The following is a 24,766-nucleotide window of genomic DNA, read 5'->3' as shown; positions in this document are numbered from 1 at the left end:
CCTGACCACCACCCGCACCGGCAAGGGCTCCCAGGTCCTCTTCGACGGCCGCCCGCCGGACGCATCGAACAGGCCCTGTACTGCCCCGGCTGCCCGACCAGATCCTGCTCGTCACCGACCCCGGCCCGCTGGTCCACCACACGCCGGGGGACCTGCTGGAGCCGCTGCTGGCCCCTGCCGGCTGGTGGAGCGGCAACGGCTTTCAGCATGCGCGCCCCATCGGCCTTCCTGTTTACCTCGGCCCGCCACCGGCCTCCCGCCGATCCTCACGCATGCCCCGCACCCCACCGGGTACGCGAGGCGGGAGCACGCCCGGGCGGCAACCAGTCCGGGTGGCCCGTACGACCGCCTCTACCAGGGGATCTGCCATGGAGACACCCGCACACGACGACCAGCCCACGCCGGCGCAGCAGGCGTTGGACGCCCTGACCGTGAACGCCGACGACCAGGCCGCCCTGGACACCCTCGCCCACACCGACGTGCTCGTCCCGGTGCCGGACGACGCGATCGACGGGGAGGGCGCCGACGCCGCGACGGTGGCCCTGCCCGTCCTGGAACAGCCCGGTGGCGGCCCCGTCGTCCCGGTCTTCACCACCGAGGGCGAGATGGCCGAGCTGCTGCCGTTCGTCTCGCGCTACCGACTCATCCCGCTGGGCGCGCTCGCCTCGCAGTGGCCCGAGGACGACCTCTCTCTCGCCATCGACGGCAGTTCCGCCCACGCGCTCACCCTCACCTCGCAAGGAGTGCGCACCCTGCTCGCCCGCTGATGGCCGGGGGTGAGCGGCGCCCACCTCCGCTCGCCCTTCGCTGATCTTCCGAGGGCGAAAGGCATGTGAAGCGGGCCGGCCCGTCCGGCTCGCGCCCTTCCCCCACGGTGAGAAAAAGGGCGTGGGGCGCCCAACACAGCGCACCCGGACCCGGAACACCCTGCGCTCTAAGGCTCCCGCTCGACCAGCATGCGCTGGAGCACCGCCCGCTGCACCGGCAGCACCTCGGTGTGCAGCTCCCGGCCCTTGCGGGTGAGCGCGACCCACACCCCGCGCCGGTCCTCCGCGCACACCGAGCGCTCCACGAGACCGTCCTTCTCCAGCCGGCCGATCAGCCGGGACAGCGCGCTCTGGCTGAGATGCACCCGACCGACGAGGTTCTGCACCCGGCACTGGTCGCCCTTCCCGGGCGATTCGGACGCCAGGATGTCCAGCACCTCGAAGTCGCTGGCGCCCAGCCCGTGCGGGTGCAGCGCCCGGTCGATCTCGCACATCGTGCGCGCGTGCACCGCGAGGATGTCCCGCCACCGTTCCTCGAGCCGGGCGTCGGCCGTCTTGACTGCCATACCCGCACCGTAGCACCGATCCGGCCAATCGTTGAGTGTGCAACTAGTGCCCTGTGCGGGCGGCTCCGCACACCTCAGACCGCGGGGTCCTGGAGCAGCCCCACCATGTTGCCGTCAGGGTCCTGCACCGAGGCGATGAGCCTGCCACCGCCGACATCCTGGGCGGCCTGGAGCAGTTCGGCCCCCGCCTCCAGCAGCGCCGCGAGCCGCTCCTCGAGGTCCGTCACGTGCCAGTACGGCACCGGCCCGGTCATGCCCTTGGCGTGCCCGTTCGGGTCGAGGCCGACGTCCTGCCCGGCGGCCTTGAACCCGACGTAGTAGGGCTCGTCCGCATACGGCTCGACGCCCAGCAGGGCGGTGAACAGGGGCTTGGCCTTCGCCAGGTCCTTGACGGGGTAGATGATCGTCTGCAGGCCGGTGGTCATAGGACTCACTCCTTGTAGGTGCGTGACCCGACGGGTCCCTCGTCGGTGCTCTCACGCTAGGGCCGGGGAGCCCGCCGCGGCTTCTTCGATCCTGACCGGTTGCGGCGGACACCCCCGAAGGCGGCCTCACTCGCTGTGCAGCACCTCAGCGACGGTGAGACGGGCCGCGCGCCGGGCCGGGGCCAGCGCGCCGATGACGGTGGTGACGATCCCGGCCAGCGCCAGAAGGCCCAGCCGGGGTACGTGCCAGACGTCCGTCATGTACGACGGCAAGGAGATGTCGACCCCCGCCGCCATGCGCGGGACCGCCACCTCGTAGGCGGCGATGCCCAGCGGGATGCCGAGCAGGGACCCCAGCGCACCGGGTACCGCCATCGAGGTCACCGTCAGTGTGCCGAGCGCACAGCCCAGGGCCGCGGGCACGGAGATCATCACGAGATAGACACCCAGCACCTGCCCCGGAGCGAACCCCAGGGCCTTGAGGATGCCGATGTGCCGGAACCCGGAGACCACGGCCCCGCCGACCACGTTGGCGACGATCAGCACGGCCACCGCGATGCCGAGCACGCCGAACAAGCAACGGCTGGGAGAACCAATCGCTGTCGGCCACGACCAGGCGCTCTCCTCCATGACGTGGTTCAGCCACCGCTGGACCATTCTGACGGGGCTCGGCCGTAAGGGGCGGCCGGGCCCTCCCCGTGTTTCCGGGGTGGCGGCCGGGCCGCTCGGGGACGCGGCCGGTCGGTACCGGACAACGGCCTCGGAGTCCCGGACGTGACGGCGTCGCCCGAGCCACAGTGGGAACACTGCCTACGAGGAGGCCGGGACGGAGGGCGGACGCGCATGATGGGGACTCCCTCGGGCCGTACACGGCAGGACATCCTGGAGTGGCTCAAGGACCCGGCGGTCCACTTCCCGGCCTCGCGCCACCGCGACCCCGCCGAGACCGGCGTCACCGCCCGGGCCGTCGCCGCCAAGCTCGGAGTACCGCGCCGGACCGCCCTCGCCCACCTGGCCTTCCTCAACCGCCTCGGCCTGCTCCGCACCCGGCGGGTCGGCTGTCGCACCTACTACCGGCGCGACGAGATCCGCATCGCCGAGGTGGCCCGGATGTTCGAGAAAGGCTGGTGAGCACGGAGTCACGGCCCGAGTTCGAGAAGGACCGCAGAGCACGGAGTCACCGGCCGGCACGAGCCGCCCGGCAGCTCAACTGCCAGGATGGGCCACCCGACGGCGAAGGGCACCGCGCATGGAACCCACGGCACTCGTCCCGCTGCGCTACGTCTCCCTGGGCGCCCGCGGCCCGGAGGACGTGGTGGCCGATAGGCACGGGCGCGTACTGACCGGAGTGGAGGACGGGCGCATCCTGCGCGTCCACCACCTGGGCGACCCGCTGACGGCCCGGGTGGAGGTGCTGGCCGAGACCGGCGGCCGTCCCCTGGGACTGGAACTCCTGCCGGACGGTGGCCTGCTGGTGTGCGACGCGGAACGCGGCCTGCTCCGCGTCGGCCCCGACGACGGCACCGTCCGCGTCCTCGCCGACTCGGTGGCGGGGGAGCGGCTCCGCTTCTGCAGCAACGTCGTCGCCCTGCCCGACGGCACCGTCTACTTCACCGTCTCCAGCCGCCGCTACCCGCTCGCCCAGTGGATCGGCGACATCGTCGAGCACACCGGCACCGGGCGGCTGCTCCGGCTGGCCCCCGAGGGCGGCGAACCCGAAGTCCTGCTGGAGGGACTGCGGTTCGCAAACGGACTCGCCGTCGGCGCCGACGGTTCCTTCCTGGTGGTCGCCGAGACCGGCGCCCACCGCCTGACCCGCTACCACCTCACCGGCCCGCGCGCCGGGCGCACCGACCTCTTCGCCGCCCTCCCCGGCATGCCGGACAACCTCTGGCGCACGGGCCCCGACGGCCCGATCTGGGTCGCCCTCGCCGCCCCGCGGGTCCTCCCGCTGGACCTCCTGCACCGCACCCCGCCCGCCGTCCGCGCCACCGCCGCCCGGGCCGCCGTCCACGCGCCGTTCCGGCCGGGCGGAACGATCGGCGTGCTGGCGCTCGACGACCGCGGCCGCACCGTCCACCACCTCACCCGTCGCCACTCCGCCTTCCGCATGGTCACCAGCGTCTGCACGACCGGCGATCACCTGGTCCTCGGCAGCCTCTGGGAACCGGGCGTCGCGGTCTGCGCGCCGCCCGCCACCGCATGAGCCGGAGTTGCCCGCGACCCGGTCGAGCCGGAAGCCGTCCCCCGCCACCGCATGGGCCGCCCGTCCCGCCACCGGATGGGCCGGAAGCCGGGCGTCGCCGCCTGCGCGCGAGCCGCTGCCGGGTAGCCGGCACCGCCCCGGAGGTACCCTGGTGCCCGGCCGTGATCACCCGTCGGGGCACCGCCGAACAGGAGACCTACGAGCATGACGGCCCCGGAAACCGAGAGCATCCGCGTCCGCCCCGCACCCCGGCGGCGGTCCGAGTGGCGTACCCAGGCGCCCGTCGTCGCCGTGGTCGCGCTCGGCGGCGCCCTCGGCGCGTCGGCCCGTTACGCGCTCACCCTCGCCTGGCCCGCGCCACCCGGCGGCTTCCCCTGGGCGACCTTCTGCACGAACGTCATCGGCTGTGCGGTGATCGGCGTGTTCATGGTGCTCATCACCGACGTGTGGGCCGCCCACCGCCTGGTCCGCCCCTTCTTCGGCACCGGCGTCCTCGGCGGTTTCACCACCTTCTCCACCTACGCCGTCGACATCCGCAGACTGGTCGACGCCGGCCGCCCCGGCCTGGGGCTCTGCTATCTCGCCGCGACGCTGCTCGCGGCTCTCGCGTCGGTGTGGCTCGCCTCGGCCGCCGCCGCCCGGGTGCTGACCAGGAGGCAGCGATGACGTCACTCACCGGCCGCGCCCTCCGGCTGACCGTCTACATCGGCGAGGACGACACCTGGCACCACAAGCCCCTCTACTCCGAGATCGTGCACCGCGCCCACGCCGCCGGGCTCGCCGGGGCCAGCGTCTTCCGGGGCATCGAGGGCTTCGGGGCCTCCTCCCGCATCCACACCTCCCGCCTGCTGTCCCTGAGCGAGGACCTGCCGGTCGCGGTGGTCGTCGTGGACACCGAGGAGCGGGTCCGGGCGTTCCTGCCGCACCTGGACGAACTGGTCGGCGAGGGCCTCGTGACGCTGGAGGAGTGCGAGGTCGTCCGGTACGTCGGCCGCACGACAGGCCCGGACGAAGCGGACCCGAAAGGTAAGAAGCCGTTGTGAACTGGCTGCTGGTCATCGCGGGGGCCGTGATCGGCGCGCCCCTGCGCTACCTCACCGACCGTGCCGTGCAGGCCCGCCATGACTCGCTCTTCCCCTGGGGAACCTTCGCCGTGAACGTCGTGGGGTGCCTGATCCTCGGGCTGCTCACGGGCGCGGCCTCCGCCGGGGCCGCCGGGCCGCATGCGCAGCTCCTGCTGGGCACCGGTCTGTGCGGGGCGCTGACGACGTACTCGACCTTCTCCTACGAGACCCTGCGGCTGACCGAGGCCGGCTCCGGCCTCTACGCTGCCGTCAACGTCGTCGCGAGCGTGGCGGCGGGACTCGCAGCGGCCTTCGCCGGCGTCTCGCTCGCCGGCGTCCTGTGGGCCTAGGCGCTTGGCGTACGGCCGGGCATGGTAGGTACTGTCTACAGCACTGTCGACCAACTCACTCTCCCCAGAACTGGATCCCATGAGCGCCATCTCCGTCGGTCAGGCCGTCGTCCTCGGAGTAGTCGAGGGGGTGACCGAGTTCCTCCCGGTGTCCTCCACCGGCCACCTGAAGATCACCGAAGGGCTCATGGGCATCCCCGTCGACGACAAGTCCGTCGTCGGGTTCTCCGCCGTCATCCAGGTCGGCGCCATCGCCGCAGTGCTGGTGTACTTCTTCAAGGACATCAAGCGGATCGTCTCCGCCTGGTTCCGGGGTCTGGCCCACCGCGAGGAGCGCTACCACCACGACTACAAGTTCGCCTGGTGGGTGATCGCCGCGACCATTCCGATCGTCGCGGTGGGTCTGGCGGCCAAACCGCTGATCGACGGTCCGCTCGCCTCGCTCTGGGTGGTCGCCGGCTCGCTCATCATCGGCTCGGGAGTGATGTGGGCCGCCGACCAGATGGGCCGCCACAAGCGCGGTGAGGACGACACCTCGTTCAAGGACGCGATGTGGGTCGGCTGCTCCCAGATCCTCGCCCTGCTCTTCCCCGGCTTCTCCCGCTCCGGCGCCACCATGTCCACCGCGCTCATCCTCGACCTGGACCGGGTCGCCGCCACCCGTCTGTCCTTCTTCCTCGGCATCCCGGCCCTGACCGGCGCCGGCCTCTACGAACTGAAGGACGCCCTCGGCGCGGGCGTCGGCGCCGCCCCCCTGGTCGTCGGCACGGTCGTGTCCTTCCTGGTCGCCTACGCCTCCATCGCCTGGCTGCTCAAGTTCGTCGCCAAGCACTCCTTCAACGCCTTCGTGATCTACCGGATCATCATCGGTGTCGGGCTCCTCGGCCTGCTCGCCACCGGCACGCTCAGCAGCTGAGCGGAGCCCCTGCCCGCTCACGGGGTGCGGATGCCTGTATTCAGTCGCCGCACCCCGTGAATGTCTCCTTACTCGGTGCCTTGACAGTTCCCGCCCGCACACCCCAGGATCGCTCCCGTGAACCTGTCAGACAGCCAGACAGGTGGTCGGGGTCCGCGGCGTGTGAGCGCCATGGAAGCGGTCCTCGCCCACCTCCGCGGCGCCATCGAGCGCGGTCAGTACGCCATCGGCGACAAGCTCCCCTCCGAGGCCGAGCTGTGCCGCACCCTCGAGGTGTCCCGGCCCGTGCTGCGCGAAGCGCTGCGCGCGCTGCAGACGATGGGCCTGACGGTCTCCCGGGCCGGCAAGGGCACCTTCGTCGTCGCCAGCGCCGTCGAGGACCCCACCTTCGGCGACTACGCGGCCAGCGACCTCCTCGAGGTGCGCCGCCACATCGAGATCCCGGTCGCCGGATACGCGGCGGTGCGCCGCACCCCGGAGAACCTGGACCATCTGGCCCACCTGCTCGACCGCATGGAGCGGGAGACGGACACCACCGCGTGGGTCGCGATGGACACCCTCTTCCACCTCGCCGTGGCCGAGGCCGCCCAGAACCCGGTGTTCCGCCGGGTCATCGAGGAGATCCGTGACGCGCTGGCGCGTCAGTCGGCCTTCCTCAACGAGCTGGGCGGGCGCCGCGAGCAGTCCAACCGTGAGCACCGGGCGATCGTCGAGGCGCTGGTCGACGGTTCCGAGCACGACGCGGTGGAGGCCATGAGCCACCACCTGGACCGCGTCGAGACGACACTCACCGACATCGTGCGCCCCGCGCGCACGGACCCCACGGAAGGCGGACCCGAGGCGTGAGCGAGCAGCACCTCGAAGACGGGACGCGCGCCTCGTCCGGCCATGTCGACGCCGGAGACGCGGGCTACAGCAAGGGCCTGAAGCACCGGCACGTCAACATGATCGCCGTCGGCGGAGCCGTCGGCACCGGCCTCTTCCTCGGCGCGCGCGGCCGGCTCGCCGACGCCGGGCCCTTCCTGTTCATCGCGTACGCCGTCTGCGGTGTCTTCGCCTTCCTGGTCGTCCGCGCCCTGGGCGAACTCGTCCTGTACCGCCCGTCCTCCGGCGCCTTCGTCTCGTACGCCCGGGAGTTCCTGGGCGAGAAGGGCGCGTACACCGCGGGCTGGATGTACTTCCTGGTGACGCTGGCGTTCCTCGCCTCCGTCCTGGTCCTGATGTACGCCGACGGCGGCGCCGGACGCACCACCGTGCTCTGTCTGCCGCTGATCGTCGCAGCGCTGGTCGCGGGCTGGTACGGCATCCGCGGCCGCACAGCACGCACGTCCACCGGTGCCGACGCGTGACCCGCGTACCGGCCGAACCCGACCCCATGATGCAGGCAGTGATGTACAGCAGTTCCCTCGCCGACGCGCCCGTCGCCCGTGAACCCCTCCATGTTCCCGTCGCCCACCTCGTCCGCGGCGGGGTCGTCGAAGGCATCCACTACGGCTCGGTCGTCGTCCTCGGCGCCGACGGGCAGGTGCGGTTCCAGCTGGGCGACACCGAGGCCGCCTTCTATCCGCGCTCGGCCCTCAAGCCGGTCCAGGCCGTGGCCATGCTGCGGGCCGGACTGCCCCTCGACGGCGCCCTGCTGTCGCTGGCCGCCGCGAGCCACTCCGGCGAGGAGCGCCACCTCGCCGGCACCCGGCGCATCCTCGAACTCGCCGGACTCACCGAGGACGACCTGCGCAACGTCCCCGACATGCCCTACGACCCGGTCGTGCGGGACGCCTGGATCCGCGAGAGCCGGCCGCCCTCGCGGCTCGCCCAGAACTGCTCCGGAAAGCACGCGGCCATGCTGTGGACGGCCAAGCTCAACGGCTGGTCCCTGGCGGAGTACCTCGACCCGGCGCACCCGCTCCAGCAGGCGATCGGGGAGATCGTCGAGGACCTGACCGGCCAGCGCGTCACCCGGGTCACCGTCGACGGCTGCGGCGCCCCGCTGTTCTCCATCTCCCTGCACGGCCTCGCCCGCGCCCTGGCCCGGATCACCTCGGCCGCGCCCGGCACGCCCGAGGCCAGGGTCGCCGACGCGATGCGGGAGCACGCCGAGATGGCCTCCGGCTCCGGCCGCGACGTCGCCGCGCTGATGCGGGCCGTGCCCGGACTGCTCGCCAAGGACGGCTTCGAGGGCGTCCAGGTGGCCGCGCTGCCCGACGGCCGCGCCATCGCCGTCAAGATCGCCGACGGTGCGAACCGGGCGCGGATTCCGGTCGCCGCGGCGGCGCTGGCGCGGGCGGGCGTGGACCCGGCTCTGCTGGCCGAGTTCGCGGGTGAGCCGCTGCTCGGGGGAGGGGAGCCGGTGGGGTGTGTGCGGCCTGTGCGTGCGCTGGACCCGGTTCCGCTCACCGCTTGCGTCTAGCCGCCGCGTGCCGATCGTTCGGGTCTGCGGGTCGTCGCCGGTCCGCTGGCCGTCCGTGGTGATCGCGCAGTTCCCCGCGCCCCTTCCAGGGGCGCTCTCACCTTCGTACCTCAGAAAGAGGACCCACCCCTCATGACCGCCGCCACCCGAAGCGAACACGATCTGCTCGGTGACCGCGACGTGCCCGCCGACGCGTACTGGGGCATCCACACCCTGCGCGCGACGGAGAACTTCCCCATCACCGGCACTCCGATCTCCGCCTACCCGCACCTGATCGGCGCCCTGGCCGCCGTCAAGGAGGCCGCCGCCCTCGCCAACGAGGAACTCGGTCTGCTGGAACCCAAGAAGGCCGCCGCGATCTCCGCCGCCTGCCAGGAGATCCGCGAGGGCGGGTTGCACGACCAGTTCGTCGTGGACGTCATCCAGGGCGGTGCCGGCACCTCCACCAACATGAACGCCAACGAGGTCGTGGCGAACCGCGCGCTGGAGCTGCTCGGCCACGCCAAGGGCCAGTACGCGTATCTGCACCCCAACGAGGACGTCAACCTCGGTCAGTCCACCAACGACGTCTACCCGACCGCCGTCAAGATCGCGACGGTGTTCGCGGTGCGTGGACTGCTCAAGGCGATGTCTGTACTCCAGGACACCTTCGCCCGCAAGGCCGTCGAGTTCCGTGACGTGCTCAAGATGGGCCGCACACAGTTGCAGGACGCGGTGCCGATGACGCTCGGCCAGGAGTTCTCCGCATTCGCCGTCATGATCGAGGAGGACCGCAGCCGTCTTGCCGAGGCCGTCGAGTTGATCCATGAGATCAACCTGGGCGCCACGGCCATCGGCACCGGCCTCAACGCCCCCGCCGGGTACGCCGAGGCCGCCCGCCGCCACCTCTCCGCCCTCACCGGCCTGCCCCTGGTCACCGCCGCCAACCTGATCGAGGCCACCCAGGACTGCGGCGCCTTCGTGCAGATGTCCGGCGTGCTCAAGCGGATCGCCGTCAAGCTCTCCAAGAGCTGCAACGACCTGCGCCTGCTGTCCTCCGGGCCGCGCGCGGGTCTCGGTGAGATCAACCTGCCGCCGGTGCAGGCCGGTTCGTCGATCATGCCGGGCAAGGTCAACCCGGTGATCCCCGAGGTGGTCAACCAGGTCGCCTTCGAGGTCATCGGCAACGACGTCGCCATCACCATGGCCGCCGAGGCCGGACAGCTCCAGCTCAACGCCTTCGAGCCGATCATCCTGCACTCCCTGTCGGAGTCCATCACGCACCTGCGCAGCGCCTGCCTCACGCTGGCCGAGCGCTGCGTGTCCGGCATCACCGCCAACACCGAGCGGCTGCGGGCGACCGTGGAGAACTCCGTCGGCCTGGTCACCGCCCTGAACCCGCACATCGGCTACACAGCGGCCACCGACATCGCCAGGGAAGCCCTCGCCACCGGCCGCGGTGTGGCCGAACTGGTCCTGGAGAAGGGCCTGTTGCCGGCCGAGAGGCTGGCCGACCTGCTGCGCCCCGAAGTGGTCGCGGGCAGCGGGACACCTGCCGCCTGACCTGCGGCAACGCGAGCGGGCAATGCGAGCACGACGACGCTCCCGGACCGGCCTGGAGGCACAATGGTGATCATGACAACGACGTCGTCCCCCACCTTCCTGCCGGTCCTGGAGCGCATCGCCGAGGAGATCAGCCGTACGCCCGGGCGCGGCCGCCCCGCCGACTACATCCCGGCCCTCGCGGCCCGTGACCCGCGCAGCTTCGGCATGGCCGTCGCGGAGCTGGACGGCACGGTGTACGGGGTGGGGGACTGGCGGCAGCCGTTCTCGGCGCAGTCCATCACCAAGGTCTTCACGCTCGCCCTGGATCTGGCCCGCGAGGGCGATGAACTCTGGGAGCACGTGGGCCGTGAACCCTCCGGCAACCCGTTCAACTCGCTGGTGCAGCTGGAGTACGAGAACGGCATCCCGCGGAATCCCTTCATCAACGCGGGCGCGCTCGTCGTCACCGACCGTCTGCAGACCCGTACCGGAGACGCGGCCGGCGAGCTGCTGGCCTTCCTGCGCGCGGAGAGCGGCAACCCCGCCCTGGACTTCGACATGGAGGTCGCCGCCTCCGAGACCGCACACGGTGCCCGCAATGCCGCCCTCGCCCACTTCATGGCGTCCTACGGCAACATCGACAACGACGTGCCGGTCCTGCTCGACCAGTACTTCCGGCAGTGTTCCATCGCCGCATCCTGCGCCGACCTCGCCCTCGCCACCGGCTTCCTCGCCCGGCACGGCATCCGCGCCGACGGCACCCGGCTGCTCACCCGCAGCCAGGCCAAGCAGGTCAACGCGGTCATGCTGACCTGCGGCACGTACGACGCGGCCGGGAACTTCGCCTACCGGGTGGGCCTGCCCGGCAAGAGCGGGGTCGGCGGCGGCATCATCGCCGTCGTACCGGGCCGGTGCACGCTGTGCGTGTGGAGCCCGGGCCTGGACGAGCACGGCAACTCGGTGGCCGGCGTGGCGGCCCTGGACCGGTTCACGACGCTCACCGGGCTGTCGGTGTTCTGACCGCTCGGTCCGGCTACTGATGCAGCAGCGTCAGCGGCACGGCCGTACGCGGTATGACACCGGCGGGGCGGGCCGCCCCGGCCATGTGTCGAACCAGTCCCCGCGAAGGATCACACCGGTCCTGCCGCTCGGGCCGCCGGCCGGTCAGCTGCGGGTGGACCGGCCGCCCTTGGCCCGTAGTCTCAGCGCCACGGCCCCCGCGCCGAGTCCCGAGAGCCCGGCGACGATGGCGGTGCCGGACCAGCCGGAGTAGTCGTCCGGCGTCCCCGACGTGGCCGCCGCCACCGGAACGGCCGTCGCCGCCCCGGACTTCGGGCGCAACCCGTCCAGTGAGCCGACCGGATCCACCCGCCCGGCCGCCGCGAAGCCCCAGTCGAGCAGCTCACGGGCCTCCTCGTACACCGTGAACCCGCCGCCCGCCTGCGGGTTCATCACGGTCACCACCAGCGTGCGCCCGCCCCGGCGGGCCGCGGCCACGAGCGTGTTGCCCGCGTTGCTGGTGTAGCCGTTCTTGATGCCGATCAGCCCCGGGTACGGTGCCACGCCGTCCTCGCCGGTCAGCAGCCGGTTGGTGTTCTCGATCGGGTACGGCGACCCGTCACCGGGGAAGCTGGCCTCGGCGGTGGCGCAATACCGGGCGAAGTCGGGGTTGTGCAGCCCCGCCCGGCCGAAAACGGCCAGGTCGTAGGCGGAGGAGACCTGGCCGGGCGTGTCGTAGCCGTCGGGGGAGACGACGTGGGTGTCCAGGGCGCCGAGCGAGCGGGCCTTCACCTGCATCCGCTCGACCGTGGCCTCCCAGCCGCCGCCCATCGAGGCGAGCACGTGCACGGCGTCGTTCCCGGAACTGAGGAACACCCCGTGCCACAGGTCGGCGACCTGATAGGTGTGGCCCTCCTCGACGCCGACCAGGCTGCTGCCCTCGCCGACGTCCTCCAGTTCCTCGTAGCGCACGGTGTGCTGCAGCCCGCCGGGCAGCACCGGCAGTACGGTCAGGGCGAACAGGGTCTTCAGGGTGCTCGCGGGCGGCAGCCTGCGGTGCGCCTCGCTCGCGGCCAGCACCTCCCCGCTGCCGGCGTCGGCCACCACCCAGGACAGCGCCGATACGTCCGGCACCTCGGGCGCGCCCCGGTGCGGCCGGACCTGTGTGCCCTCCCGATAGAGCAGGGACGGCCCGGGCGTCGCCGCCGGGGGCGGCGGCGCGGGGTCCCCGGCACGGGGCCCGGCGGCTGCCGTGGCCGGCGTGAGCGCCAGCACGGCCGCCACGCACAGGGAGCAGGCCGACACAGCCGCCCGATAAGAAAGTCCGGTGATCATATGATTTAACCTACGAACGAGAACCCCCGTGTGCCGCGCCGGCCGGGCCGTTCGGCCTATGTGAGCAACCCGGATGCCGCACCCGGCCGTCCTGGGACCGGCGGTCAGCCCGTCGGCAGGGTGGGCCGGATCTGCCGCAGGAACGTGGCGTTGTCGGGAGTGTTCCGCAGTCGCTCCAGAAGCGTGTCCAGGCCGTTCGATGCGCCCTCGCGGGAGCGCAGGACACGGCGCAGGCCTTGTGTGGCCTTCAAGTCGGCCGGGGTGAGGAGGAGTTCCTCGCGGCGGGTGCCGGTGCCGTCGATGTCCACGGCGGGGAAGACGCGACGGGCGGCGAGTTCCCGGTCCAGACGGAACTCCATGTTGCCCGTGCCCTTCAGCTCCTCGAAGAAGTAGCCGTCGGCACGGGAGCCGGTGTCCACCAGGACGCTGGCGAGGATGGTGAGCGAGCCGCCCTCCTCGGCCTGGCGGGCGGCGCCGAAGAACCGCTTGGGACCGAGCAGCGCGCCCGCGTCGACACCGCCGCTCAGGGTGCGGCCGCCGGCGGCGGCGGCGTTGTTGTGCGCCCGGCACAGCCGGGTCAGCGAGTCCAGCAGGACGACGACGTCCTCGCCGGCCTCCACCAGGCGCTTCGCCCGCTCGACGACGAGTTCGGCGAGGGCGATGTGTTCCTTGGCCGGCCGGTCGAAGGTGGAGGCGTACACCTCGCCCCGTACCGAACGGCGCATTTCGGTGACCTCCTCGGGCCGCTCGTCCAGCAGGAGGACCATCAGGCGGCACTCGGGGTGGTTGCCGGCCACGGCGGAGGCGAACTGCTGGAGCAGTACCGTCTTGCCGCTCTTGGGCGGGGCCACGATGAGGCCGCGCTGGCCCTTGCCGACCGGCGCGAAGAGATCGGTGACACGACCGGCGAGTCCGGACGCGGGATGTTCGAGGCGGATGCGCTCGTGCGGGTGGAGTGGGGTGAGGTCGCGGAAGTGCCGGCGCGAGCGGAGGTCCGCGGGAGCGCGGCCGTCGACGCGCGCGACCTCGGTCAGGGCGCGCTGAGCGCCCTGCACGCCCTCGACCGAGTCGCCCTTGCGGAGTCCGTACCGGCGGATCAGCGCCGTGGGGACCTGCGGATCGGCGGGGGAGGGCAGGAGGCTCGCGGCCCTCAGGTACCCCTTCCCGTGCGCGTCGACGTCGAGTACGCCGGCGACGAGCCGGGCCGCCGGGTGCTGCTGGGCCACGACAGGGTGTTCGAGTGTGGTGGTCATGGGTGTGGTGGTCCTTTCGCGGACGGAAGAGAGAAGAGAAGGGGGAGGGACCGCGAGCGGGAGGCGTGCATCTGGCCTCCGGGCGGTGGGAACGGCACCTCGGGCAGGGCGCGGAAAGCCTGATCACAAGGTGCTGTTGAGAAGCTGACGCGCCGGGAGCCGGAAATCCGGGAAGACGGCGAGCGGATCAGCGTGGGGAGGGAAACTGGCACCGGCGCCCATGGTGGGCGTGCACGAGTGCTGACGGCACAGTACCACTCGTTCGGGTGTTGTGTCCGTGACCGCGTCAACAAGTCGCCGGATCGGGCTATTCCCGGGCGGCGGGAGAGGGGGGCGGGCCCATGTGTGCACGGATCGTCGCTCCCGGCGCCCCCGCCCGCCACGGTTCGGGTGGCGCCGGATCCCGTGCCCGGACCGGCCGGATCCTCGTGGACGTCCGCCACACCGTGAGCCCGCGATGGACCCGCGACACGCTGGGGCCACGGGTGAGTCCGCGACCGGGCGTCAACGCGATGCCGGTCCACACCGGGTGAGCACACGACCGACCCGCGGCACCGCGCCGGAGGCACCGGGGCTGACGTATGCCCTGGGGTTCGCTGCCCGCCCGTTGGGGAGCCTACGATCGTCCCACCTTGTCGTGGGAACGTCAGGAGGATCCGATGGAGACCTCGCCCGCCCGCACACCACACCGCCTGGACCCCGCCGGTGGCTGCCCGCACGCCGTCAACGCGCGGCTGCGGTCCCGCGGTGCCGTGACCCCGGTCGAGTTGCCCGGTGGGATCGAGGGCATGGCCGTCCTCGGACATGAGGCGCTGAAGGAGTTCCTGCAGCATCCCGATGTCGCCAAGAACGCACGGCACTTCACGGATCTGCGCGAGGGGCGGATCGCCGAGGGCTGGCCGTTGCGCACCTTCGCGACCGTCCAGGGCATGACCACCGCCGACGGGGACGACCACCGGCGGCTGCGATCGCTGGTCGGCAGCGCCTTCACGCCCCGGCGCGTCGAAGAACTGCGGCCGCGCGTGGAGGAGCTGACCACTCGGCTGCTCGACGGCCTGGAGCGGGCCGCCATCGCGGACGACGGCGTCGCCGACCTACGGCGGCACTTCGCCCTGCCCCTGCCGATGGCGGTCATCAGCGAACTCCTTGGCGTGGACGTCGAGTTCCGCGATCGGCTGCACCATCTCAGCAGCCAGGTCGTGGCCACCGACACCGAACCCGCCGAGGCCATCGCCGCCAACCGGGAACTGGCCGGCGTCCTGGGAGAGATCGCCGCGGCGAAGGCCGCAGACCCGGCGGACGACCTCACCAGCGCGCTCATCGCCGCCCGGGACGAGGGCGGCGACCGGCTCAGCCACCAGGAGCTGATCGGGCCCCTCGTCCTGATGATCATCGCCGGGCACGAGACCACGCTCAACCTGATCACCAACGCCGTTCGCGCCCTGTGCGCCGACCCCGGCCAGCTGGACCTGGTGCGCACCGGCGAGGCGAGCTGGGCCGACGTGGTGGAGGAGACCCTGCGCTGGGACGCGCCGGTCAGCTACTTCCCGTTCCGCTACCCGGTGCGGGACCTCGCCGTCGGCGGCACCCTGATCCCCGCAGGCACACCCGTGCTCGCCGGCTACTCCGCCGCCGGCCGCGACCCGGCCGCGCACGGCCCCGACGCCGACCTCTACGACGTCACCCGCCCGGCCCGTGCCGACGCGGTACGCCACCTCGCCCTCGGGCACGGCGCCCACTACTGCCTGGGCGCCCCACTGGCCCGGCTGGAGGCGACGGTCGCGCTCGAGCAGCTGTTCACCCGCTTCCCCACGCTCGAACTCGGCGTACGGGCAGCCGACCTGGCGCCGCACGCCGGCTTCGTCGGCAACAGCGTGCGCAGCCTGCCGGTGCGGCTCGCACCCCGCGGGTCCTGAGCCGCACACCCGCATGCGAACCCCGACAGACCGGCGCATTGCTCGGGCAGGGCGTGCCCCGGCCCCTCCTGACCGCTGTGTCAGGGAACCGCACCAGATGTCCCCAGACCATAACAATCGCCGACCGCAGGGGACTTGACTGTCAACCGTCCACTATGTTCAGGCCATGTCCACGCCACCGCAGTCCCCGCAGCCGGCCGACCAGCCGCCCCAGCAGCCCGCGCAGCAGCCGACCGTCCCCCCGCAGCCGACGGCCTACCCCTACCCGAACCCGCAGTCTCCCCCGCCGGGGAACTTCTACGCGCAGCCCACTCTGGTCGGCCAGCCCGCCGCCCAGCCGCTGCCGGGGCAGCTACCGCCGGGGAATCCCTATGCCCAGGCACCGCAGTACGGCCCCGTGCCCGTTCCGCCGGCCGGTGGCTCCGGCGGTGGAGGGGCCGGGAAAGCGGTGCTGTGGGCCGTCGTCGGCGCGGTCGTCGCATCCGCCGCGTGGGCGGGTGGTGTCTTCCTGCTCGGCGGCAAGGGCGACAGCGCGGATCTGCGCGGCTACTCGGCGCCCGGCAACATGTGCTCCAGCGCCGACTACGCGTCCTTCAAGGACGAATACACCCAGGACGACTCCTCGCCGACCCGGACCGCGCTCAAGGACAAGGCACTCGACGAGAGTTACTGCAGCCTGAGCCTGAAGAAGCCCGGCTCCACGTATGCCGACGCCTACCTCTCCATGCAGCTGGACCTGCACAAGAAGACCGATCCCGGGCCCGAGTTCACCGCCAACTGGAAGAACTACGGTGACAGCCACAAGGATTACGACGTCGACCCGGTCAAGGGCATCGGGGACGAGGCCTACCTGGTCAGCCAGGACACCACCGGCGGCTCCTCCAGCGGCTCCCGGTACGCGACGCTCGCGGTCCGCGACGGCTGGGTGACGTACACGATGAGCTACAGCGCCTACCTCAGCTCCTACGACAAGGACAAGGACCCGCCCGCGATCACCGAAGTGTCGGACTGGCTGAAGACGGATGCCAAGGCCACGCTGGGACAGCTCAAGGGCTGACGCTCAGCCCCGTAGAGGCGTCCGGTGGGAGGACGCAGGCGCGCCGCTCAGGCGGACCGCGCCTCCGCCTCCTTCGCGATCTGCTCGAACCGCGCGCCCATGGCCTCGGCCAAGGCCTGGGCGCCCGACAGCGGACGGACCATGACCATGAAGTCGTCGATCAGACCGTCCTCGTTCACATGCAGGAAGTCGCAGCCGGTCAGCTGACGGTCGCCCACTCGGGCGGTGAAGACCAGCGCGTGGTCCGGGCCGGCCGGGTCCCCGATCTCACGGACGTACCGGAAGTCCTCGAAGACCTGGACGACCGCGCGCAGGATCGCCGCGGTGATCGCCTTGCCCGGATACGGCTTGAAGACGACCGGGCTGGTGAACACGACGTCCTCGGCCAGCAGTGCCTCGACGGCGTCCAGGTCCCGGGCCTCGACCGCCTCGCGGAACGCACGCATCGGATCACCTCATAGTCAATTAATTGAATAGGTGCGGATGAGATTAGTCACTTGCTGCTAGCCTGTCCACATGTCGCTCAGGTACGCCGTCCTGGCCGCCCTGCTGGAGGGTGAGGCCTCGGGCTACGAGCTGTCCAAGTCGTTCGACGTCTCGCTCGCGAACTTCTGGCCCGCCACACCGCAGCAGCTCTACCGGGAGCTGGAGCGCCTCGCGCAGGACGGGCTCGTCCGGTCCCGCACGGTGCAGCAGGAGCGCCGCCCCAACAAACGGCTGTTCACGCTCACCACGGCAGGGCGGGCCGAGCTGGGCGCGTTCGCGGCCGAGGCGCCGAAACGGCCCACGGCCGTCCGCGACGAACTGCTCATCAAGATCCAGGCGATGGACGGCGGCGACCCCGGGGTCACCCGGGCGCTGATCGAGGAGCGCATGGGCTGGGTGCGTGCGAAACTCGACCGCTACCGGCGGGTGCGTGACCGCCTCCTCGACGGGCGCACCGAGGAGGAGTACCTGCGCACCTCCGACCGTGTCGGGCCGTATCTCACCCTGATGGCCGGGATCGGCTTCGAGGAGCAGAACCTGCGCTGGTGCGAGCGCGCTCTGACGGTCGTGCGGCAGCGCGTGGCTCTGGGCTGACGGAATGTTCGGTCCCCAAGGTCCCACCCTGCGTGAGCTGGCCGTGCAGGTACTGTCGTCCGTCGAGCGCGGCTACGACCTGCTGGCCCCGAAGTTCGACCACACGCCCTTCCGTACGCCCGGTGAGGTGCTGGACTCCGTGGCGCACGCGCTCGCCCCGGTCGGCCCGTTCGAGGACGGACTCGACCTGTGCTGCGGCACGGGCGCCGGGGCGGAGGTGCTGACGGGGCTGTGCCGCCGGAGCGTCACCGGGGTCGACTTCAGCGCGGGGATGCTCGAGGTCGCCCGGCGTCGGACGCGGCCGGCCGACGGGCCCGAGCCGCGCTGGGTGCGCGGCGACGCCCGGGCCCTGCCGTTCACGGCCGCCTTCGATCTGGTCGTCTCCTTCGGGGCGTTCGGGCATTTCCTGCCCCGGGAACTGCCCGGGCTCTTCCGCCAGGTCCACTCGGTCCTGCGGCCCGGGGGCCGCTTCGCCTTCCCGGTGTTCGCCCCACCCCGGCCGGTGCACCCCGCCTTCTGGATGCTGCTGGGCTTCGACGCGGTGATGCGGGTGCGCAACGCGCTCTGGCGGCCGCCGTTCGTCATGTACTACCGGGCCTTCCGGCTCGGCGATGTGCTGGGGGAGTTGGAGCGCGTGGGATTCACGGTCGAGCTGTCCGCCCTGCCCGGGTTCGGGCGGCGCGGCGACGGCAGCCCGCGGGCCCGGCTGGTGCTCGCCCGGCGTGTCACCCCGCGGCCGGGAGCGTGAACTCGTAGACCAGGGCGTCCCGTTCGGCGTTCACCACCAGGTCGGTGATCTCCAGCGGGCGGGCATACTGGTCGTGCACCCGCCGGGTCACCCGGACCGAGGACGCGTCGCCGACCTGGGTGATGGAGTCCCGGTGGTGCAGGGTCAGCCCGGCCTTGCGCATCCAGTCGTACGCCCGCCGCAGTTGCGCGGGGGTGGCCCCGTCGGCCCGCTCCCGGTAGCGGGCCAGCTCCGCGACCTCCGTCAGCGCCACCGTCGAGAACGAGGTCACCGCCGTCCGAAGCGACCGGCCGTCCGGTGCGACCGACCGGTAGCGGTGCACCAGTGTCGGCCGGTGCGGGGCCAGGCCCAGCGCCTGCGCGTGCTCCGGCGGGGGTGCCTCCCAGGTCACCGTGGCCCGGTCGACCGCGCAGGGGTCCACCGAGCGGGCGCCCACGGGAAAAGTCAGCGACTCCGGAGCCTCGACCGGGCGGCCGGGCAGCGTGGCGTGGCTGCCCCGGCGGTCGGTGGCGACCAGACCGCTGCGACGCAGCACCTCCAGCGCCTGCCGGACGGTTTCCCGGCTGACCTCGAAGTGCGCGGCCAGACGCCGCTCTGCCGGCAGTCGTTCACCCGGTGGGATGGTGCCGTCGCGCAGTTCGTCGAGCAGCAGGGACGCGACGCGCGCATACAGGGGCCGGTCGTCGCCCTGCGGGGGGTGGTGCGGGGTGGTGGTGCGGGCCATGCCGCGCCCTCCTGTTGGTGACAAGACGTAGCCGTACGGGCTCATTGCGCGACCACAATTAGCATTGGTCTAAACCACAAGGGAAGAGTGGTCTGCCGGTTCGGCCGAAACCCATCCGCGTGACCGGGTGCACCGGCCGACGGGTCACAGGGCGCTGTAGAGAGCTTCGAGCAGTGCCGTCTTCCGTGGATCGTCGGCGATGCGCGGCCCCATCCGGTTCATGACGTAGCCCAGCGACACCCCGGCGTCAGGGTCGGCCAGCCCACATGAACCGCCGAACCCGTCATGACCGAAAGCCCGCGCATTCGGTCCGTACGAGCCCCGGGTGCCGCTCAGCCACAGGCCGAGCCCCACCTCGGTCTCGCCCTCGAAGCCGGCCCCGAGCACCAGATCGCGGCAGCTCCCCTGGCCCTCGCGTACCCGCTCGGCCGCCTGGGCCGACAGGATCCGCCGGCCGTCGTGGGAGCCGCGCCCGGCGAAGATCCCGTACAGCGCCGCGACGGCCCGCGCGGTGCCGTGGCCGTTCGCGGCGGGGATCTCGGCCGCCCGCCACCGCGGTGAGTTGGCCTCGGTCGCACCGACGACCGGATTGGTCAGTGCCGCGACGGCCACCGGTGTCAACTGGCCGAGAGCCGCAGCCTGGTCGCTGCTCGACGCGGCCGGCGCGCGCACCAGCTCGGCCGCCCGGCCGGACTCCTTCGCCGGCAGACCGATGGTGAAGTCGATCCCGAGCGGCCCGGTCACCTCCCGTTCCAGGAAGGCCCCCGGCCGCAGCCCAGAGACCCGCCGGACGACCTCGCCGACCAGGAAGCCGTACGTCAGCGCGTGATACCCGGACCGGGTGCCCGGCTCCCACCAGGGCTCAGTGGCCGCCAGCCGGGCCGTGGTCAGCTCCCAGTCGTACAGGTCGTCCAGAGAGTGCGGCTCCCGCAGTCCGGACAGCCCGGCGCGGTGCGACAGCAGATGCCGTACGCGTACCTGCCCCTTGCCGGAAGCCTCGAATTCCGGCCAGTACGCGGCCACCGGTGCGTCGAAGTCGAGGAGTCCCCGGTCGGCGAGGATGTGCGCACACAGCGCCACCGGGCCCTTGCTGGTCGACCACACGTTCACCAGCGTGTCGCGGTACCAGGGCCGGGTGCGGGCCGCGTCCGCCCAGCCGCCCCAGAGGTCCACCACCGTCTCCCCGCCGACGGTGACCGCCACCGCGGCGCCGAGCTCGCCCCGCTCGCGGAAGTTCTCCTCGAAGGCCTCGCGCACCGCGGCGAACCGTGCGTCGCAGTGGCCGTGCACCTGGGGTTGGGATGTCTCGTGCGTCTCGTGCGCGGACATGTGGCCTCCGTCGTCGCGGGAACCCCGGTCGCGGGCGACGCGACCGGGGTTCCCGAACGTACCGACTGGTCGGATGGGAGGGAAGGGTGCGAAAGAGCCGTGTCGGCAGCCTCTGCGCGCGTCCGGTGCCCCTCGCCCAGCCGGCCTCAGGCGTACGACCGCAGCCAGTGCGCCTTCGCCGCCTCCTGGAAGGGGCCGCCGCCCTCGTGGTCGTTGAAGTCGTACACCTCGATCGCCTTGTCCTGGTGCGCCCAGGCGTTGAACGCCGCGAACACGGTCGACGGCGGGCAGGTCTGGTCCTCCAGGGCCGCCGAGAACAGGGCCGGGGCCCGGCCACGGGCCGCGAAATGCACCCCGTCGAAGTAGGACAGCGTGCGCAGCACGCCCGCCGAACGGCCTCGGTGCGTCTTCAGGAACAGGCCGATCTCCCGGTAGGGCTGGCGATCCGTCAGCGTCGCCGCCCGCGGGAAGTCGCACAGGAACGGCACGTCCGGCGCGACGGCGACCAGGTCGGGGACCAGCCCGCCGACGGCGAGGGTGATGCCGCCGCCCTGGCTCGCGCCGGTCACCACGGTCCGCGCCGCGTCGGTCAGCGGGTGCGAACGGGCCGCCTCGACCGCGCGTACGGCATCCGTGAACACCCGGCGGTAGTAGTAGTTCTCGGGCGCGTCGACGCCCCGCGTCATGAAACCCGGATACGCCGGCGCCGCCCCGACCGGGTCCGCCGTGCCGCCACCGCCGCCCCAGGCGCTGCCCTGCCCGCGGGTGTCCATCACGAAGTGCGCCCGGCCCGTCGAGGCCCACAGCAGGTTCTCGTGCGGCAGTCCGCGCCTGCCGCCGTAGCCGATGAACTCCACGACCAGCGGCAGCGGCTCCGTCGCGCCGGCCGGCAGTCGCAGCCAGCCCTTGACGGGGTGACCGCCGAACCCGGCGAACGTCACGTCGTACACCTGGACCGTCGACAGTCCCGCCTCCACCGGCTCGAAGCGGGCGTCCAGTTCGTGCTCGCGCGCCTCCTGGAGTGTTTTGCCCCAGAAGGCGTCGAAGTCCTCTGGCTCGGTGGACTCGCTGCGATACGCGCGGAGCTCGTCGAGGGGAAGGTCGAACAGGGCCATCGACAACCGCCTTCGCGAAGGGAGACTGTGTCGGCTCACGGTACGTGCGTGGTCCGATGACTGGCCAGGGTTCCGCGGGTATCCGGCGATCCTCCCCGCGGTGACGGCGCTGGTCAGCGGGCGAGCATGCGTGTGCTCCCGGTGCGTGGCGGGGCCAGGTGGTACTGCTCGGTGCTCGGGCCACCGTCACGTCCTCGGCTGGGTCCACCTCGGTCCGGTGCGCGCCCACTCCCGCTCCCACTCGGCCAGCCGGTGGCGGAGCGCGATCCGGCGCCCGACGGTGTGCCCGAGCACCACCACGCCTGCGGCACCGCCCGCCGCGCACAGGCCGATGGTGACCGTGTGCTGCCAGATCGCCACGCCGTCCGGTGGCGGGGCGACGTTGCGGCCCCGGGTGTCGAGCCACACGGAGACGACGTCACCGGTCCGTGTCCCTGCCGTCACCCGGGCCCACCCGGACCGGGCGCCCTTTCCGGGTTCGGTCCAGCGGACCTGGGCGCGGTACGGGTGCTCGCGGTCGTCGCGGGTGGCGGTCCGCCGCTCGGGCGGGTCGCCGATCACCGTGGCCCGCACCTGGTGGCGTTCGGCCCGCTGGGTCGCGGCGAGCGTCTGGGCCTTGTCGTGGGCGTGCAGGCCCGCCGCGACCCCGACCAGTGGGGCGACCACGAACAGGAGAACCGCGACGACCAGTACCGTCCAGGCTTCCACGACATCGGACCGGCGCCGCAGCGGGTTGCGCCGCCAGCGCCAACCCCGCACCCGAGCACGCATGTCCACCTCCTCGCCACGCCGGAGCCGAAGAGCCGGGCGAGTCGGCCCACGGGTCCGCCGCCCCTCCGCTCGCGCACACGAGCGTCCACACCCGTCTCGTACCCCGTAGGGCGCAGCTCGCGCATGCTGTGAACCGCGAGTTCAAGCCCACATCACGACGGAACGCGCCATGCGCCCCACGATCGCGCTGCCGGTCCCGCCACGCGACCCGAGCCCTCAGCCGAAGCGTTCGATGCGGATGCGCTCCACCGGCTGTCCCGCCGCGACCAGCAGCCGGGAGGCGTGTTCGGCGAACCCGTTGGACCCGCACACATAGGCCTCCCACCCACCAGGAGGTTGTTCGGCCAGGAGTGGCGCCACATGGGCAGCCGTCATGCGTCCCACCGGCACCCCCGCCGGCGCGCTGCGGGTGAACACGGGCGTCGTCTCCGCACCCAGTTCCCGCGCGTAGATCAGTTCCTCGGGACTCCGTGCGGACACCAGCATCCGCAGCGGCACCGTGAGGCCACGCACCCGGTGGTGCCGCACCATCGACATCAGCGGAACGATCCCGGAGCCGGCGCCGAGCAGGAGCGCGGCCCGGTCGCCGGGCCAGGCGAAGAAGCCGCTCAGCGGGCCGCGCACCTCGACCGTGTCACCGGGGCGGGCCACCGAGTGGAACCAGCCGGAGACCTCGCCGCCCGGCACCTCGTCCAGGGTCAGTTCGATGTGCCCGGAGTCGTCCGGCGCCGACGCGATGGAGTAGTGGCGCTGCGCCACGTAACCGTCGTGCGCGGTCAGCCGCAGCATCAGGTGCTGTCCGGGCAGATGCCCCGTCCACTCCGGCACCGCCAGCCGGAACGTGGCCGCGTGCGGCGTCTCGCGCCGGATCTCCGTCAGCGTGGCGGTCTGCCACACCGCCGCCGCCTGCTCGCTCACGGTGATGCGCCCGGGCACCGCGAACCGCGTCGCCGGAACGCCCGGGGCGGTGGCCGGGGCGGTCGGGACCTGGGCGGGGGACGTCGGGTCCGGGGCGGGGGAGGCCGTGTTCGTCGGCACCGTGTCAGTCACCGGAGTACCGCTGCTCCTCCCAGGGGTTGCCGCGGGCGTGGTAGCCGTTCCGCTCCCAGAAGCCCGGCTCGTCATGGTCGAGGAGCGTGAGGCCGGCGATCCACTTGGCGCTCTTCCAGAAATACCGGTGGGGCACCAGCAGCCGCGCCGGGCCGCCGTGCTCGGGCGGCAGCGGCGCGCCGTCGTACTCCCAGACGATCCAGGCCCGACCGCCGGTGAGGTCGGCGAGCGGCAGGTTGGTGGTGTAGCCCGTGTGGGAGTAGGCGAGGACATGTGTGGCGGACCTATGGGGCTGCACCACATGGAAGAAGGCGTCCAGCGAGACGCCGCCGAACCGCACGCCGAACTTCGACCAGCCGGTGACGCAGTGGATGTCACCGTCGTACGCCGACGCCGGCAGCGCGTGCGCCGCGTCCCAGTCCCAGGTGTGCGCCCGCTCGACCAGGCCGTCGATGCGGAAGGACCAGTCGGTGGGTGCGAGGTCCGGGGTGACCTCGGCGGACAGGACGGGCCAGTCCTCGCCCGCGTCGTACTGCCCGGGCGGCAGCCCCGGGTTGTCGACGCGCGGGCGGCCCGTGAAGCCTCGCGTGACGTTCATGCGTCAACCGTACGCTGTCGTTCCAGGTGCCCCGTCCCTGGTCGTCGGCCGGATCATGGCCGTACGAACTCTTCAGGGGCCGGGAATACCGGACCGGGGCTCCTCCCCGGCCCCTCGGTCCGGCTCGGCGGTGCCCGGCCCCGCGTTGTACCGCTCCAAGTAGGCCGCGAACCGCACCAGATCCTCCTCCGGCCAGCCCGCGAGCCGCTCCCGGAACGCGGTCCGGCGGCTACGGGTGACGTGGGCGAGTATCTGCTGGCCGGCCTCGGTCAGATGCAGCACCTGGACCCGGTGGTCCTCCGGGTCCAGCCGGCGCTCGATCAGTCCGGCCCGCTCCAGCGTGGCGACCTGGCGGCTCACGGTGGACTTGTCCAGGGCATAGTGGGTCGCCAGGTCCGTCGCCCGGCAGCCGCCGCTCTCCTCCAAGTGCCCCAGCAGGGTGTACGACACCAGCGAGAGCTCGGGGTGCATCCGTCCCGCCGAGGCGCGGGCCCGGCGGGCGAAGCTCGTCATCTCGCGCTGGATCGTCTCGACGGCCGACTCCGCTGCGCTCACGGGGATACCTC

General features: G+C 72.2%; 29 protein-coding genes. 16 read left to right on the top strand and 13 right to left on the bottom strand.

Going from position 1 to position 24,766, the window contains the following annotated elements:
• The first annotated feature begins 368 nt into the window (after positions 1-368).
• Positions 369-767 (top strand): SseB family protein, encoded by a 399-nt coding sequence (locus tag ABZ079_RS15580; protein WP_356939955.1) that lies wholly within the window; start codon positions 369-371, stop codon positions 765-767.
• A gap of 167 nt (positions 768-934) precedes the next feature.
• Here ABZ079_RS15580 and ABZ079_RS15575 read toward each other — a convergent pair whose 3' ends face one another.
• The 3 genes from ABZ079_RS15575 to ABZ079_RS15565 all read right to left on the bottom strand — a co-directional run bounded on the left by ABZ079_RS15575 (position 935) and on the right by ABZ079_RS15565 (position 2,325).
• Positions 935-1,333, bottom strand: coding sequence for a MarR family transcriptional regulator (locus ABZ079_RS15575; protein ID WP_356939954.1), 399 nt, complete (start codon positions 1,331-1,333; stop codon positions 935-937).
• Between the two features lie 74 nt (positions 1,334-1,407).
• On the bottom strand, positions 1,408-1,758 hold the full coding sequence (locus ABZ079_RS15570) for a VOC family protein (protein WP_356939953.1): 351 nt from the start codon (positions 1,756-1,758) through the stop codon (positions 1,408-1,410).
• Positions 1,759-1,884: 126 nt separating this feature from the next.
• The gene (locus ABZ079_RS15565; protein ID WP_356939952.1) at positions 1,885-2,325 is read right to left on the bottom strand and encodes an FtsX-like permease family protein; all 441 of its coding nucleotides are present in this window, start codon (positions 2,323-2,325) and stop codon (positions 1,885-1,887) included.
• Between the two features lie 276 nt (positions 2,326-2,601).
• Here ABZ079_RS15565 and ABZ079_RS15560 point away from each other — a divergent pair, with 276 nt between their 5' ends.
• The 11 genes from ABZ079_RS15560 to ABZ079_RS15510 all read left to right on the top strand — a co-directional run bounded on the left by ABZ079_RS15560 (position 2,602) and on the right by ABZ079_RS15510 (position 11,245).
• Positions 2,602-2,889: a helix-turn-helix domain-containing protein gene (locus ABZ079_RS15560; protein ID WP_356939951.1), complete on the top strand. Its 288-nt coding sequence runs from the start codon at positions 2,602-2,604 to the stop codon at positions 2,887-2,889.
• 118 nt (positions 2,890-3,007) lie between these two features.
• The gene (locus tag ABZ079_RS15555) at positions 3,008-3,964 is read left to right on the top strand and encodes an SMP-30/gluconolactonase/LRE family protein (protein WP_356939950.1); all 957 of its coding nucleotides are present in this window, start codon (positions 3,008-3,010) and stop codon (positions 3,962-3,964) included.
• Positions 3,965-4,168: 204 nt separating this feature from the next.
• Positions 4,169-4,630 (top strand): fluoride efflux transporter CrcB, encoded by a 462-nt coding sequence (crcB, locus tag ABZ079_RS15550; RefSeq protein WP_356939949.1) that lies wholly within the window; start codon positions 4,169-4,171, stop codon positions 4,628-4,630.
• A complete protein-coding gene (locus ABZ079_RS15545; protein WP_356939948.1) occupies positions 4,627-5,007 on the top strand; it encodes a DUF190 domain-containing protein in 381 nt (126 codons plus the stop codon). The genes crcB (ABZ079_RS15550) and ABZ079_RS15545 overlap by 4 nt, the downstream gene beginning before the upstream one ends.
• The gene (gene crcB / locus ABZ079_RS15540) at positions 5,004-5,378 is read left to right on the top strand and encodes a fluoride efflux transporter CrcB (RefSeq protein WP_356939947.1); all 375 of its coding nucleotides are present in this window, start codon (positions 5,004-5,006) and stop codon (positions 5,376-5,378) included. Before ABZ079_RS15545 ends, crcB (ABZ079_RS15540) begins: the two co-directional genes overlap by 4 nt.
• Before the next feature lie 79 nt (positions 5,379-5,457).
• Positions 5,458-6,294 carry an undecaprenyl-diphosphate phosphatase gene (locus ABZ079_RS15535; protein ID WP_356939946.1) on the top strand — a complete coding sequence of 279 codons (837 nt, stop codon included), beginning with the start codon at positions 5,458-5,460 and terminating at the stop codon, positions 6,292-6,294.
• Between the two features lie 171 nt (positions 6,295-6,465).
• A complete protein-coding gene (locus tag ABZ079_RS15530; RefSeq protein ID WP_356940081.1) occupies positions 6,466-7,140 on the top strand; it encodes a FadR/GntR family transcriptional regulator in 675 nt (224 codons plus the stop codon).
• On the top strand, positions 7,137-7,643 hold the full coding sequence (locus ABZ079_RS15525) for an amino acid permease (protein ID WP_356939945.1): 507 nt from the start codon (positions 7,137-7,139) through the stop codon (positions 7,641-7,643). Before ABZ079_RS15530 ends, ABZ079_RS15525 begins: the two co-directional genes overlap by 4 nt.
• A gap of 41 nt (positions 7,644-7,684) precedes the next feature.
• Entirely contained in the window at positions 7,685-8,701 is a 1,017-nt protein-coding gene (locus ABZ079_RS15520; RefSeq protein WP_356940080.1) for an asparaginase, read from the top strand.
• 132 nt (positions 8,702-8,833) lie between these two features.
• A complete protein-coding gene (gene aspA, locus ABZ079_RS15515; RefSeq protein WP_356939944.1) occupies positions 8,834-10,243 on the top strand; it encodes an aspartate ammonia-lyase in 1,410 nt (469 codons plus the stop codon).
• Between the two features lie 63 nt (positions 10,244-10,306).
• A complete protein-coding gene (locus tag ABZ079_RS15510; RefSeq protein WP_356939943.1) occupies positions 10,307-11,245 on the top strand; it encodes a glutaminase in 939 nt (312 codons plus the stop codon).
• A gap of 144 nt (positions 11,246-11,389) precedes the next feature.
• On the opposite strand, the gene ABZ079_RS15505 is transcribed toward ABZ079_RS15510, so the two are convergent.
• Both ABZ079_RS15505 and rho read right to left on the bottom strand, forming a co-directional pair.
• Positions 11,390-12,559: a serine hydrolase gene (locus ABZ079_RS15505; protein WP_356939942.1), complete on the bottom strand. Its 1,170-nt coding sequence runs from the start codon at positions 12,557-12,559 to the stop codon at positions 11,390-11,392.
• A gap of 104 nt (positions 12,560-12,663) precedes the next feature.
• Entirely contained in the window at positions 12,664-13,812 is a 1,149-nt protein-coding gene (gene rho / locus ABZ079_RS15500; protein WP_356939941.1) for a transcription termination factor Rho, read from the bottom strand.
• 659 nt (positions 13,813-14,471) lie between these two features.
• Here rho and ABZ079_RS15495 point away from each other — a divergent pair.
• Complete coding sequence (locus ABZ079_RS15495; RefSeq protein WP_356939940.1) at positions 14,472-15,728, top strand: cytochrome P450; 1,257 nt, start codon at positions 14,472-14,474, stop codon at positions 15,726-15,728.
• Positions 15,729-15,894: 166 nt separating this feature from the next.
• A complete protein-coding gene (locus tag ABZ079_RS15490; protein WP_356939939.1) occupies positions 15,895-16,785 on the top strand; it encodes a hypothetical protein in 891 nt (296 codons plus the stop codon).
• A gap of 47 nt (positions 16,786-16,832) precedes the next feature.
• On the opposite strand, the gene ABZ079_RS15485 is transcribed toward ABZ079_RS15490, so the two are convergent.
• Complete coding sequence (locus ABZ079_RS15485) at positions 16,833-17,231, bottom strand: nuclear transport factor 2 family protein (RefSeq protein ID WP_356939938.1); 399 nt, start codon at positions 17,229-17,231, stop codon at positions 16,833-16,835.
• A gap of 70 nt (positions 17,232-17,301) precedes the next feature.
• On the opposite strand from ABZ079_RS15485, the gene ABZ079_RS15480 reads away from it, so the two are divergent.
• The gene (locus ABZ079_RS15480) at positions 17,302-17,865 is read left to right on the top strand and encodes a PadR family transcriptional regulator (protein WP_356939937.1); all 564 of its coding nucleotides are present in this window, start codon (positions 17,302-17,304) and stop codon (positions 17,863-17,865) included.
• A 4-nt stretch (positions 17,866-17,869) separates the two neighbouring features.
• The gene (locus ABZ079_RS15475; protein WP_356939936.1) at positions 17,870-18,613 is read left to right on the top strand and encodes a class I SAM-dependent methyltransferase; all 744 of its coding nucleotides are present in this window, start codon (positions 17,870-17,872) and stop codon (positions 18,611-18,613) included.
• Here the strand turns inward: ABZ079_RS15475 and ABZ079_RS15470 are convergent.
• The 7 genes from ABZ079_RS15470 to ABZ079_RS15440 all read right to left on the bottom strand — a co-directional run bounded on the left by ABZ079_RS15470 (position 18,591) and on the right by ABZ079_RS15440 (position 24,755).
• Positions 18,591-19,337, bottom strand: a complete 747-nt coding sequence (locus ABZ079_RS15470; RefSeq protein ID WP_356939935.1) for a GntR family transcriptional regulator — start codon at positions 19,335-19,337, stop codon at positions 18,591-18,593. The genes ABZ079_RS15475 and ABZ079_RS15470 overlap by 23 nt on opposite strands.
• A 144-nt stretch (positions 19,338-19,481) precedes the next feature.
• Positions 19,482-20,666, bottom strand: coding sequence for a serine hydrolase domain-containing protein (locus tag ABZ079_RS15465; protein ID WP_356939934.1), 1,185 nt, complete (start codon positions 20,664-20,666; stop codon positions 19,482-19,484).
• Positions 20,667-20,812: 146 nt separating this feature from the next.
• A complete protein-coding gene (locus ABZ079_RS15460; protein WP_356939933.1) occupies positions 20,813-21,781 on the bottom strand; it encodes an acetylxylan esterase in 969 nt (322 codons plus the stop codon).
• A gap of 186 nt (positions 21,782-21,967) precedes the next feature.
• The gene (locus ABZ079_RS15455) at positions 21,968-22,552 is read right to left on the bottom strand and encodes a hypothetical protein (protein ID WP_356939932.1); all 585 of its coding nucleotides are present in this window, start codon (positions 22,550-22,552) and stop codon (positions 21,968-21,970) included.
• 216 nt (positions 22,553-22,768) lie between these two features.
• Complete coding sequence (locus ABZ079_RS15450; RefSeq protein WP_356940079.1) at positions 22,769-23,488, bottom strand: ferredoxin reductase; 720 nt, start codon at positions 23,486-23,488, stop codon at positions 22,769-22,771.
• 106 nt (positions 23,489-23,594) lie between these two features.
• Positions 23,595-24,200: a sulfite oxidase-like oxidoreductase gene (locus tag ABZ079_RS15445; protein ID WP_356939931.1), complete on the bottom strand. Its 606-nt coding sequence runs from the start codon at positions 24,198-24,200 to the stop codon at positions 23,595-23,597.
• 72 nt (positions 24,201-24,272) lie between these two features.
• Positions 24,273-24,755 (bottom strand): MarR family winged helix-turn-helix transcriptional regulator, encoded by a 483-nt coding sequence (locus ABZ079_RS15440; protein WP_356939930.1) that lies wholly within the window; start codon positions 24,753-24,755, stop codon positions 24,273-24,275.
• Positions 24,756-24,766 lie beyond the last annotated feature (11 nt).

Origin of the sequence: Streptomyces sp. NPDC006314 (assembly GCF_040613075.1) — a bacterium.
Taxonomy (GTDB): Bacteria; Actinomycetota; Actinomycetes; order Streptomycetales; family Streptomycetaceae; genus Streptomyces.
This window is presented reverse-complemented; position numbering and strand designations above follow the sequence as displayed.

What these genes read in the sequence shown, in the direction of transcription:
- ABZ079_RS15510 (WP_356939943.1), top strand. Translation starts at nt 10,307, where the DNA reads ATGGTGATCATGACAACGACGTCGTCCCCCACCTTCCTGCCGGTCCTG.
- ABZ079_RS15575 (WP_356939954.1), bottom strand. Translation starts at nt 1,333, where the DNA reads ATGGCAGTCAAGACGGCCGACGCCCGGCTCGAGGAACGGTGGCGGGAC.
- ABZ079_RS15530 (WP_356940081.1), top strand. Translation starts at nt 6,466, where the DNA reads ATGGAAGCGGTCCTCGCCCACCTCCGCGGCGCCATCGAGCGCGGTCAG.
- ABZ079_RS15545 (WP_356939948.1), top strand. Translation starts at nt 4,627, where the DNA reads ATGACGTCACTCACCGGCCGCGCCCTCCGGCTGACCGTCTACATCGGC.
- ABZ079_RS15460 (WP_356939933.1), bottom strand. Translation starts at nt 21,781, where the DNA reads ATGGCCCTGTTCGACCTTCCCCTCGACGAGCTCCGCGCGTATCGCAGC.
- aspA (WP_356939944.1), top strand. Translation starts at nt 8,834, where the DNA reads ATGACCGCCGCCACCCGAAGCGAACACGATCTGCTCGGTGACCGCGAC.
- ABZ079_RS15480 (WP_356939937.1), top strand. Translation starts at nt 17,302, where the DNA reads ATGTCGCTCAGGTACGCCGTCCTGGCCGCCCTGCTGGAGGGTGAGGCC.
- ABZ079_RS15445 (WP_356939931.1), bottom strand. Translation starts at nt 24,200, where the DNA reads ATGAACGTCACGCGAGGCTTCACGGGCCGCCCGCGCGTCGACAACCCG.
- ABZ079_RS15475 (WP_356939936.1), top strand. Translation starts at nt 17,870, where the DNA reads ATGTTCGGTCCCCAAGGTCCCACCCTGCGTGAGCTGGCCGTGCAGGTA.
- crcB (WP_356939949.1), top strand. Translation starts at nt 4,169, where the DNA reads ATGACGGCCCCGGAAACCGAGAGCATCCGCGTCCGCCCCGCACCCCGG.
- ABZ079_RS15505 (WP_356939942.1), bottom strand. Translation starts at nt 12,559, where the DNA reads ATGATCACCGGACTTTCTTATCGGGCGGCTGTGTCGGCCTGCTCCCTG.
- ABZ079_RS15535 (WP_356939946.1), top strand. Translation starts at nt 5,458, where the DNA reads ATGAGCGCCATCTCCGTCGGTCAGGCCGTCGTCCTCGGAGTAGTCGAG.
- ABZ079_RS15465 (WP_356939934.1), bottom strand. Translation starts at nt 20,666, where the DNA reads ATGTCCGCGCACGAGACGCACGAGACATCCCAACCCCAGGTGCACGGC.
- ABZ079_RS15490 (WP_356939939.1), top strand. Translation starts at nt 15,895, where the DNA reads ATGTCCACGCCACCGCAGTCCCCGCAGCCGGCCGACCAGCCGCCCCAG.
- ABZ079_RS15580 (WP_356939955.1), top strand. Translation starts at nt 369, where the DNA reads ATGGAGACACCCGCACACGACGACCAGCCCACGCCGGCGCAGCAGGCG.
- rho (WP_356939941.1), bottom strand. Translation starts at nt 13,812, where the DNA reads ATGACCACCACACTCGAACACCCTGTCGTGGCCCAGCAGCACCCGGCG.
- ABZ079_RS15570 (WP_356939953.1), bottom strand. Translation starts at nt 1,758, where the DNA reads ATGACCACCGGCCTGCAGACGATCATCTACCCCGTCAAGGACCTGGCG.
- ABZ079_RS15520 (WP_356940080.1), top strand. Translation starts at nt 7,685, where the DNA reads ATGTACAGCAGTTCCCTCGCCGACGCGCCCGTCGCCCGTGAACCCCTC.
- ABZ079_RS15555 (WP_356939950.1), top strand. Translation starts at nt 3,008, where the DNA reads ATGGAACCCACGGCACTCGTCCCGCTGCGCTACGTCTCCCTGGGCGCC.
- ABZ079_RS15560 (WP_356939951.1), top strand. Translation starts at nt 2,602, where the DNA reads ATGATGGGGACTCCCTCGGGCCGTACACGGCAGGACATCCTGGAGTGG.
- ABZ079_RS15470 (WP_356939935.1), bottom strand. Translation starts at nt 19,337, where the DNA reads ATGGCCCGCACCACCACCCCGCACCACCCCCCGCAGGGCGACGACCGG.
- ABZ079_RS15485 (WP_356939938.1), bottom strand. Translation starts at nt 17,231, where the DNA reads ATGCGTGCGTTCCGCGAGGCGGTCGAGGCCCGGGACCTGGACGCCGTC.
- ABZ079_RS15455 (WP_356939932.1), bottom strand. Translation starts at nt 22,552, where the DNA reads ATGCGTGCTCGGGTGCGGGGTTGGCGCTGGCGGCGCAACCCGCTGCGG.
- ABZ079_RS15495 (WP_356939940.1), top strand. Translation starts at nt 14,472, where the DNA reads ATGGAGACCTCGCCCGCCCGCACACCACACCGCCTGGACCCCGCCGGT.